Origin of the sequence: Marinimicrobium sp. UBA4209 (assembly GCF_002381585.1) — a bacterium.
GTDB classification, from domain to species: Bacteria; Pseudomonadota; Gammaproteobacteria; order Pseudomonadales; family Cellvibrionaceae; genus Marinimicrobium; species Marinimicrobium koreense.
Genome location: NZ_DFTP01000110.1, coordinates 679 through 10,786 on the forward strand (window position 1 = coordinate 679; position 10,108 = coordinate 10,786).

The window sequence follows — 10,108 nt, forward strand, 5'->3', positions numbered from 1 at the left end:
AGTCACCCACGTCCATATCGACCACATCGGAAGGCTGCCATACCTCATGGCCGCCGGATTCAAAGGCCCCATCTACTGCTCGGAGCCCTCCGCCAAACTGCTCCCGCTGGTCATCGAAGACGCCCTCAAAATCGGCTTCACCCGGGACGCGCGGCTGATCAACCAATTCCTCGACACCGTCAACAAACAGCTCAAACCGCTACCATACCGGCAATGGCACACCATCCTGGACGACGAGCAACGCAAAGTCCGCATCAAACTCCAGCGCGCCGGCCACATCCTCGGCTCCGCCTACGTTGAAGTGGACCAGCTCGACAAACCCACCGGGCAAAGCCACCGCACCGTCTTCTCGGGCGACCTGGGAGCGCCCTATGCGCCGCTGTTGTCGGCACCCAGGTCCCCCTACAAAGCCGACACCCTGATCATCGAAAGCACCTACGGCAATCGCATCCACGAAAGCCGCAAGGATCGACGCCTCAAGCTCAAAGCCGCCATCGAACACGCCCTGAAAAACGACGGCACCGTAATCATCCCCGCCTTCAGCATCGGCCGGACCCAGGAACTGCTCTATGAACTGGAAGACCTGATCTACCGGGGCGGGGAAACCTGGCAAAAGATGGAAATCATCGTCGACTCACCCCTGGCCGCCAAATTCACCCAGGTGTACCGGGAGCTCAAACCCTTCTGGGACGCCGAAGCCCAGAAGCGACTCAAGGCCGGTCGCCATCCGTTGAGTTTTGACAACCTCTACACCATCAACAGCCACGAAGAACACCTGCAGACCGTGGACTACCTCGCCAAAACCGGCCGCCCGGCCATCGTCCTGGCGGCGAGCGGCATGGCCGCCGGGGGCAGGGTGGTGAACTACCTCAAAGCCATGCTGGAAGATGAGCGCCACCAGGTCCTGTTCGTCGGCTACCAGGCCCAGGGCACCCCCGGTCGTGCCATCCAGCAATACGGGCCCACCCACGGCTGGGTCGAACTCGACGGCGAGCGCCGCACCATCCGGGCCGGTGTCACCACCATCGGCGGCTACTCAGCCCATGCGGACCAAAATGACCTGGTGCATTTTGTAAAACGGATGAAGCAATGGCCCAGCACCATCCGCCTGGTCCATGGCGACTGGAATGCGAGAGAGGCCCTGAAGGAAAAGTACCAGGCACTGGGCGAGTCCCGTCACCACCACTTCAACATCCTTCTGCCCACTAACGACTAATCAAAGGGGTCAGAGTCATTTGAATTTTACAAGGAGGAAATCATGCCAAGACGGCCACGTCCCTATTTGCCAGGGTACCCGCAACATGTTATTCAAAGGGGCAACAACCGAAGCGCTTGCTTCGCGGCTGAAAAAGACTACAAGGTCTATTTAAAGTATTTGCGGGAAGCGGCCGAACAGAGTCAGGTGGCCCTACACGCTTACGTTTTGATGAGCAATCACGTTCACCTGCTGCTCACGCCCTCAGATGAGTCTGGTGTCGCTCGAATGATGCAAGCTTTGGGGCGACGATATGTGCAGTACTTCAACAAAAGCTACGAACGCACCGGGACGTTGTGGGAGGGGCGGTACCGATCAACCTTGGTCGACTCCGAAAGTTACTTGCTTGCAGCGTACCGATATATAGAACTTAACCCCGTGCGGGCAGGCATGGTAGATCACCCATCAGAATACCCCTGGTCGAGCTACGCCCATAATGCCGTGGGGCACACAGACGCTCGAATTACGCCTCATCCGGGCTATGAAGCGTTGGGTGCTCACCCGAAAAGGAGGCAAGAGGCTTACCGGGCCCTGTTCGACGAAATATTGCCGAAATACGATGTTCAGAAAATAACCGAAGCCACCGAACGAGCTTGGGTATTGGGCAGTGAACGTTTCAAGCGAGACTTCGAACGACGAACGGGACGCCCTGCAGCAGCTCGGCCGAAGGGCGGCGACCGTAAATCAGCCGATTGGAAGAAAACCAAAGGGGTCAGAGTCGTTTGATTTCCTGCTCGTAGATTAGGATCAACCGACTCTGACCCCTTTGATCGCCTTTGATCGATTTTAGGTCGTTTAATTTTTATGCAGATTAATAAAACAAAAAGATGACGCCTTCATGTCGATAAATTGCCTCGCGACTTCCTGTGACAAAATACCGACGAACTTTCGTTAAAACAGAATCAAAAACGGAAAAAACTGCGATTCACTTCATATTTTCATTGAACGTGAGACTTTCCTCTGTATAAACTCCAGTTGGCATGCAGCTCAACAACGAGCTTGGAGCAATGCTTCGCATGCAAGCAAAAAGGACCCCAATGGAGAACAGCATGATCAAACTCAAGACCCCCCTCACGTACCTTTCCGTCGCAACTCTGGTCGCTCTCGTCGGCTGTGGTGGTAGCTCAGGCGGTGACGATAACAATCCACCTCCCACTGAACCGCCCGTGACCGAGCCAGGTCCCGGCGACAAAGACGGTGATGAAGGCAGCGGCGTCACGCTTGCCGGCGTGGCTACCAAAGGGGTCTTGAAAAACGCCCGCGTGACCGCTTACGAGCTGGATGATGACGGCAACCGTCTCGAAGGTTCCGTGGGTAGCACCGATACCGACGCGGAAGGCAGTTATGAGCTGGAGTTGACTAGCGACTACCAAGGCGGTCCGGTTGAAGTGGAAGTGTCCGTCGTGGAAGGCATTACAAAAATGGTGTGTGACGCAAGCCGTTGCGGCGATGGCGAGCGCTTCTCGGACGTCGATCTGCCGGCAGATTTTCTGCTGAACGCCATTGTTGATAAACCCAATGATGGCGACCGAATCGAAGCCGCAGTTACTGCCTGGTCCAGTATGGCCGCCAAGCGCGCCAAGGCCCTGATCGCCGAAGGCGGAAAAGACCTGGCCGCCGCTCGCAAACAGGCCGCCGCCGAAGTCAGTCAGTTGGTCGGCTTTGATGTTGAGCGCACCGGCTCGAAAGGTCTGTCTCAAATCTCCGGTGCCAGCGCGGAGGAAACTCAATATGCCGTGATGAACGCGGCCGTGGCGGAGTTGTTATTCAGCTCGACGGAAGAAGACACGCTAAGTTCGAAACTGAACCAGTTTACCGCTGCGTTAGTGGATGGCAGCGTAGGTGACGGGGATGATCGCTTCACAATATCAGAGCTTTCAAACGCGCTAAACGAGGTTATCAATAGCACCGACGGGCTTGATACCGATGCGCTCGATGCCCTGAGCAACCAGTCCGCTCAATACGATGCGGCCGGTGATGAGGGCTTCTCGCCGGACTACGACGAAGATCTGGTAGTCGATGAAAACACCACCAGGGAAGAAAAAATCACGGCTTACAAATCGTTTGTGGGCGATGTACGTACCTGGGTTTCCGAGCTTGAAGCAACAGACACCGACAGCATTGCCGCTGCTGCCCAGATTGATGCCGACGCTATCAAAGCGACGGTAGACGCCAAGGTCCAGAGTCAATTCCAGTTTGTTGGCGAAGCGCTGAACCAGGTGGGACTCTTTGCCGAAGCCAATCCGGACACATTGGTGACATTGCTGAATGACGGTGGCGCCGAGGAAATCACCATCACCAACGCCAATGGCGATGCCGTGGGCACAGCGGCCATTGAAGCCACCTACGACCAGGGTCTGGTGCTGTCTCTGTCCGGCACCGTGACGGGCGATGCTAGCGATGCCTTCGCACCCTTTGCCCTAACATTGCACACCAGCATCACCAAAGGCGCCCTGGAAGCGTTTGTCACCGATGATGATCGGGTCAGCGGTTTCCTGAACGAACTGGCACAGAGCACGGAGCTCAAGCTGGTTGGGCACGTCGGAGACCTGTCATCCGATCACTTTATACAACTGCGGGACCTGAGCGTATCGGTCGAGCTGGCCAATGCCCTCCAGGCCTCCGAGGACGGCGTGTTCGATGCAGACGAAGCCGATGCGGCGTTCCGGTCCGCAGCACTGTCGGGTGGTGTGACCGTCTATAGTGCCGGCAATGAGCTCACCGGCGATGTAGACGCCTCAATGATTCGCCTGAACGACGACGCGCGCCTGCTGGCCGACTACAACAGCGGCCCCATGAATCTGGAGCGCCTGCGGTTCACCGGCGACCTGCAATCCGCCGATGGTCGCTACGCGGCGGGTATCACTATTGCCGCTCGTTTGAATAACGCCGCCAGCTTTGACGCCTTTACCTGGTCGGATTTCTCTGGCGCGCGACTGACCTTCCGTGGTGAACTAGAATTCTCGCCTATTGAAGAGCTCAATACGGCAGTAGCAACTGATGCAGAAGCCAGTGTAGTTCACTACAACAAGTACTATGAAATAGATAGCTACATTCCTGGAATACAAGATTTCTACAAAACAGATGAGTCTCGTAGTTACGGTTATTATTTGAACCACGAGTCAGCAGACAACTTGCTCGGTGAACTTCGGGAAGCGATTGTTGGTGCACTGCCCAACACGGTCACCCTGGAATACTACGATTACTCGACCGACGAAATGCTGTCGCACGATTTCAGCTTGGGTGAATACAAAAGTCAAGTCACGGTTGATGAGATCGACACCCGCTGGCTTGAGTCCGGCCTGCAAGTTTCACTGACGCTTTCAGAGCAGGTTGAACTTCCCGGAGAGGTGTATGGGTACAGTATTGTTGAGTCTGAGAAGGTTCGCTATGGCAGCGTCTACAGTGACCCCGGTTTCGAGCAAATCTTCTTAACCTTTGAGTTAGCTGATGAAAGCTTGCTGGCGACAGTCGAAGCGGCGTTCCAGGCTGAGGTGAATCGGGCTGGCGTCGAGCCCCAAGGGTTTTACGTCTCCTCCTATAGCGGGGGAACTTATACCGTAACGAATACAGATACGGCGGAATATGAGCTGTGTCAAAATGATGCTGACGGCTATTTGACCAGTCGTTACGGGAACCTCGCTTCCCAGTATTTCTTTACAGGATGCGCTGCTCTCACATTGACCCCAACTTATCATGAAGGCCAACCTTTGAGCGCTGAAGGCAGTGAAATGCTGGAGCAGGAAGTTAAAGACGCTATTCAGCAGCGCTTGAGTCTAAGTGACGCAATGATGTCCTCTGTCGATGTCAGTTCAATCAGTGCCACGGCATCGACCGAGGCGACTGGTGGTGGCTACTGGGCCGACATGCACCTCCCAGACCTCGAAACTGTCGACAACTTCCTCAAAGGCTCCGCCACCGTCTCAGCACGCCTGGCGCTTCCGGAGCTGCCGGAAGCACGGTTGACCGCCACTTTCAATCGCTCTGCCTACGAAGGCGGCAAGTTGCGTTTTAACATGGACTGGGACGGCGGCAACTACACGCTCGAAGCCAGCGGTGACTTGGCTGAGTCCGAATCTCTGGATCTGCGCTTCTTCAACCCCCAGGGCTACGAGCTGAAGTTGAACGCCAGCACCAACGAGGCGGGCGAGCCCGTGATCACCGGTGAAGCACTGATTGATGGCGAAATCATCGGCACCGTCGAAACCCGAGATGGTCTGCCTGTGATCGTTTACCCCAATGGTGATGCCAACGAAGTCGAATCGCTTATTTAATGAAAGGGCGTTATAGACTTCGCTTTACCAAAAGGTTGGGCTTCGGCCCGGCCTTTTGGTTTTTTATTCTTGCACCGCTGTCAGCGTCAGCCGAGAGCGGTGTTTTTGCGTCCATGACCCTGGACGGCTACAGCGAGCCCGAACCGTTAATGGACACCCTCGATGAGTGGGGTGAGTCTTTCGAGAAAGGCGAGCGTCAATGGCTGCTGAACGAATTCGAAATTGGCTACCGGCTAAACAACGGCCTATCCACCGCCGCGTTCCATCGCAGTTTGGCCTCAACCCGCATTAACGAGCGGGCGGCGCAATACTACGGGTGGATCGAGCGCAACGAACCGCTGACTGACAGTACGGTACCCATTGAACTGACCGTCTCCGGTTTTGCCGGGCAGGGGGTCAAGCTAGGCTATTCCCGCCGTCAAGATCGCTGGAGCGCATCCGCTGAGGTATCCGTTTTCCAGGCCAACTACCTGATGGACGGGGGGCTGAGCGGCACCTTGACCACCAATACCGATGGCAGTTACCACATAGCCGCCGACGTAGATTACCGTTACTACCGGGATAGTCTGTTCAACCGCCCCAATATTGATCGACCCAACGGAATAGGGCACGCGTTGGACCTGAAATTGAGTTATCAAGTTACCGACGTGTGGGAGTTGGCCATGCAGGCTGACGACGTCCTGGCCTCCATTGAGTGGGACCGCGCGCCCTACACCGTCGCTTCCGCCAACAGCCAGCGGCAAACCGACGACAACGAAGGCTTTGTGTCCTTTAACCCGCTATTCGAGGGTACAGAGGGCTACCGTAACAACTACCGGCAAGATCTAGACCCGAGATACCGCTTGTCCTCCAAGCTTCAGAGCGGTCACTGGGTACTCAAAACCCACTTCGAGCACCAGTTCGGCACACTGATGCCGGTACTGGGCGTTGCCCGCCGCTGGCAGTCCGGAGGCGAGTGGGAGTTAAGCTATGACGTCGAGCGCCGCACGCTTGGCGTGGTTATCAGCAATAACCGCTGGGCGGCAGGATTCGCGATTGATACCGTAAAGTTAGACGAAGCGAAATCCCTTCACTTTTCCCTAACCTACACCAGGTAGGGCATCACGGGATACCCTAGCCAGCACCAAACGACTCTGACCCCTTTGATTGCTCAAGGGGCGACACTGAGCACCAAAACCAGTATCAAGAACCGTGGTCTCCTCAAGAATGGCTTTCTGAGTATCATCCAGAGCCTCATAGGTTGACGCATCAAAGGTCATCAACCGTTCAAATTCATCGCTACCCAGCCCGGGAATCGCGCCCAGACGAATCTCCCAATAGTCCACAGGTTGGGCGAGATCGAAATCCTCAGCCGAGTACTCCCCGGAGAAGGTGGTTTCCGGAATTGAAAGTGTTTGTCGAGGGCTCTCCGGTAAAGGTTGGTCATCGCCGGAGCAGGCGACCAGGGACAGGCTGATGACGATCAGTAATGTACGAGTCATGGGCATTTCCCTATAAAAGTGGGTGAACACAGGTACAGGGTTAGCGTAGCCAAGGAAAATGTAGGAGTGTGTAAGGTTTTGTGCGGAAACTGTGTGCTCGATAACCGGGTACGACAAATGAACCTGCTATTCAAATACCTCGGCTAGCGCCTCGGCGTCCAACACACGGTCACTCCAGGCTTCGAGTTGCTCGACGGAGGCGTTATTCACGCGTTCCTGTGTCACATCGTCCAGAGGCCCGAAGCGTTTAGTGAGGAATCGGGTTAACATAGTGACAGCCTCTTGGCGGCGACCTTCCTCTCGACCTTCTTCTCGGCCTTTCTCAAGACCTCTCTCAAGCCCAATATTGGTAAAACGCTCAGCAAATCCGGCCATTTCGGCACTCTCCTGTTGATATTCTTGCTCATAGTGCTGACGTTCATTATCCGTCAGGTCAGTATAAATGTCGACAAAGTCCACGTACTTGCGGCGTCGGTTCCAGTCTGGCTCCAAAGACAGCAGCCCCTGAATGGCTTTGGCATATATTTCAACCTTTGAGGCCTTAGGCCAGCGCATATTCGGCAAGTTCAATCGAGCCACAATGTTGTCGCTATCTTGCCAGAGCTCATAGGGCGGGGCGCTTAACTCACATTTGACGTACCTGAAGCTCAGATAAGTGTGCTGATCGCTCCCCAGCCGCAACCGCTCAGGAATTCGGCCGGCCTTATTCAGGAAAATGACCACCGGCACCACTCGGTCCGTATCATACAGTTCTGCGAGATCCAGGCAGTAATGCGCAAGACGCCCGATGGAAAACCGGCCAGGGCTCGACTCCTCCTCGAGGACAAACAGCAACGCTTCTCGCCGCCCGTCCGGCCATTCGACCAGAAGTGGCACATCCAGCTCACGAAACCGTTCACCGAGCCGTTCTTTCAACTGCTCTTGCCGAATAGGTACAATCTTGACGCTCGACTCCAACGCCGCGTGCTCCTCCGGCGCAAAAAGCTCCAGAGCCTGTCGGGGGTAATCCAGGATCAAATTCTTGAAGTTCTGGTCGTGGCTGGAAGGCATGGTCAGTCCCTGATACGCTAAAAACTGGATATCCAAACAGTATTTCAGGGGAAAAGATTTGTCAACGCTGTATAGAACGCCAATAGAGGTGATTGTCGGCTTACGGTCTTCGGCCTAAGCCGACCTACGAGAAAGGACGCAGCCGCAATTATCCTCCCCGTAGGTCGGCTTAGGCCGAAGGCCGTAAGCCGACAAAACCACCCAAATCCCGAACGACACCTATACCCTAAGGCCGAAAAACCTCAACCTCCAAATCATCAATAAACCGATAATGTTTATCGTTCGCCGTGACCAGCGTCTCGCCAAGCGTGACAGCAGTGGCGGCTATCAGCGCATCGGCCATTTGCAGCCCATGGCTTAATGAATAGCTTTCAACCAGGTACATAGCCCGAGAACTCACGGCCTCAGAAATGGGTTCAATCTCAGCGTCCCAATAGTGCATGGCCTGACGCAATGCCTTGAGCTCCGCCTTGTTACGAAGCCCCTGAACCAGCTCGATATAAGTGACCGCTGAAAGTTGAAGGTGGGGGAGTGCATCCAGAAAGCTCTGCGCGCGCTGGTTCCCTCGCAAGTTCGAAATCAAAACATCCGTGTCAATCAACATCATCAAAGCTCCTGGGGGCTCGAAGCCGCCGCACCTGCTCTTCGACACTGAGGTCTGTTTCGGAGTCGGCCCAGAGCCCGAAAAGGGGGTTTTCGCCAACGCGAGCGCGAGGCTGATCCTCTAAAGGCACCAGCTTTGCCCGTCGCTTCCCCCGGTATGAAATAATGACCTCCTCTCCACGCGATGTGGCGGCCATCAGTGCTTTGGTGTGCAAACGTAGGTCTTTGGTGGTCGCTTCCATAAGGCACCTCTCAAAAGTTTCACTAAAAAGTGTAACTTGGGGAGCGGCTTGCCGCAACCGGAGTAGCAGAAGTGGTGCTGGCACCCTGGGACGACATGCGTGACTTACGGTTCGGCTCTCTCGGCGAGATCTTCGCTCTTGACAACCTTTGCCAACAGCAAGACGCTGTCATGTCAGGAGGCATCACTATGGCTACCATGAACGTATCCTTGCCTGACTCGATGAAATTATGGGTAGAGCAGCAGGCCAAAACCGGAAAATATAGCAATTCAAGCGATTACGTGCGGGATCTGATCCGAAAAGATCAGGAAAAAGCCCAAAAAATTGCCAGCTTGCAAGCGCGGGTCGACGAAGGGCTTCGCAGCGGGCGCAGTTCATCCGACATGCGGGCAATCAAGAAACGAGCCCTATAGTTCAAATACCTCGGCTAATGTCTCGGCATCCAACACGCGGTCACTCCAGGCTTCGAGTTGCTCGACGGAGGCACTATTCACCCGCTCCTGAGTCACATCGTCCAGAGGCCCGAAGCGTTTAGTGAGGAAACGGGTTAACATAGTGGCGGCCTCTTGGCGGCGACCTTTCTCAAGCCCAATATTGGTAAAACGCTCAGCAAAACCGGCCATTTCGTCGTTCTCCTGTTGATACTCTTGCGCGTAACGCTGACGTTCATTATCAGTCAGGTTCGTATAAATGTCGACAAAGTCCACGTACTTGCGCCGTCGGTTCCAGTCGGGTTCCAGAGACAGCAGCCCCCGGATAGCCTTGGCGTATATTTCAACCTTTAGAGCCTTAGGCCAATGCATATTCGGCAAGTTCAACCGGGCCACAATATTGTCGCTGTCCTGCCAGAGCTCATAGGGCAGAGCGCTTAACTCACACTTGGCGTACCTGAAATCCAGATAAGTGTGCTGATCGCTCCCCAGCCGCAACCGTCCAGGAATGTGGCCAGCCTTATTCAGAAAAATGACCACGGGCACCACTCTATCCGTATCATACAGCTCTGCCAGATCCAGGCAGTAATGCGCAAGACGCCCGATGGAAAACCGGCTTGAGTTTGACTCCTCTTCAAGTACAAACAGCAACGCCTCCCGGCGCCCGTCAGGCCATTCGACCAGCAGTGGTACATCCAGCTCCCTAAACCGGTCACCAAGCCGTTCTTTGAGCTGTTCCTGACGGATGGGCTGTCTAACGTCAATTACTTTG

The 10,108-nt window shown here is 55.1% G+C and carries 10 protein-coding genes; 5 read left to right on the forward strand and 5 right to left on the reverse strand.

The genetic code is table 11. The features are described from left to right. The 4 genes from B3187_RS16205 to B3187_RS16220 all read left to right on the forward strand — a co-directional run. Positions 1-1,216: MBL fold metallo-hydrolase RNA specificity domain-containing protein (locus B3187_RS16205; RefSeq protein ID WP_286807498.1), on the forward strand; the 1,216-nt coding region annotated here is incomplete at its 5' end. A 42-nt stretch (positions 1,217-1,258) separates the two neighbouring features. Beyond that, entirely contained in the window at positions 1,259-1,981 is a 723-nt protein-coding gene (locus B3187_RS16210) for a transposase (RefSeq protein WP_286807499.1), read from the forward strand. A 323-nt stretch (positions 1,982-2,304) separates the two neighbouring features. Then, the gene (locus B3187_RS16215; RefSeq protein WP_286807501.1) at positions 2,305-5,529 is read left to right on the forward strand and encodes a hypothetical protein; all 3,225 of its coding nucleotides are present in this window, start codon (positions 2,305-2,307) and stop codon (positions 5,527-5,529) included. Between the two features lie 113 nt (positions 5,530-5,642). Then, positions 5,643-6,626 (forward strand): hypothetical protein, encoded by a 984-nt coding sequence (locus tag B3187_RS16220; protein ID WP_286807502.1) that lies wholly within the window; start codon positions 5,643-5,645, stop codon positions 6,624-6,626. On the opposite strand, the gene B3187_RS16225 is transcribed toward B3187_RS16220, so the two are convergent. From B3187_RS16225 to B3187_RS17630, 4 genes are all read right to left on the reverse strand, one after another. Continuing rightward, positions 6,609-7,010, reverse strand: a complete 402-nt coding sequence (locus tag B3187_RS16225) for a hypothetical protein (protein ID WP_286807503.1) — start codon at positions 7,008-7,010, stop codon at positions 6,609-6,611. The genes B3187_RS16220 and B3187_RS16225 overlap by 18 nt on opposite strands. Positions 7,011-7,136: 126 nt before the next feature. After that, the gene (locus B3187_RS16230) at positions 7,137-8,096 is read right to left on the reverse strand and encodes a DUF4351 domain-containing protein (RefSeq protein WP_286807504.1); all 960 of its coding nucleotides are present in this window, start codon (positions 8,094-8,096) and stop codon (positions 7,137-7,139) included. A 190-nt stretch (positions 8,097-8,286) separates the two neighbouring features. Continuing rightward, positions 8,287-8,667 (reverse strand): type II toxin-antitoxin system VapC family toxin, encoded by a 381-nt coding sequence (locus tag B3187_RS16235; protein WP_286807505.1) that lies wholly within the window; start codon positions 8,665-8,667, stop codon positions 8,287-8,289. Beyond that, entirely contained in the window at positions 8,654-8,905 is a 252-nt protein-coding gene (locus tag B3187_RS17630) for a type II toxin-antitoxin system Phd/YefM family antitoxin (RefSeq protein ID WP_414673721.1), read from the reverse strand. Before B3187_RS17630 ends, B3187_RS16235 begins: the two co-directional genes overlap by 14 nt. Before the next feature lie 188 nt (positions 8,906-9,093). Between B3187_RS17630 and B3187_RS16240 the strand changes: the two genes are divergently transcribed. Further along, on the forward strand, positions 9,094-9,318 hold the full coding sequence (locus B3187_RS16240; protein WP_286807506.1) for a type II toxin-antitoxin system ParD family antitoxin: 225 nt from the start codon (positions 9,094-9,096) through the stop codon (positions 9,316-9,318). Here B3187_RS16240 and B3187_RS16245 read toward each other — a convergent pair. Beyond that, positions 9,313-10,108: DUF4351 domain-containing protein (locus tag B3187_RS16245; protein WP_286807507.1), on the reverse strand; the 796-nt coding region annotated here is incomplete at its 5' end. The genes B3187_RS16240 and B3187_RS16245 overlap by 6 nt on opposite strands.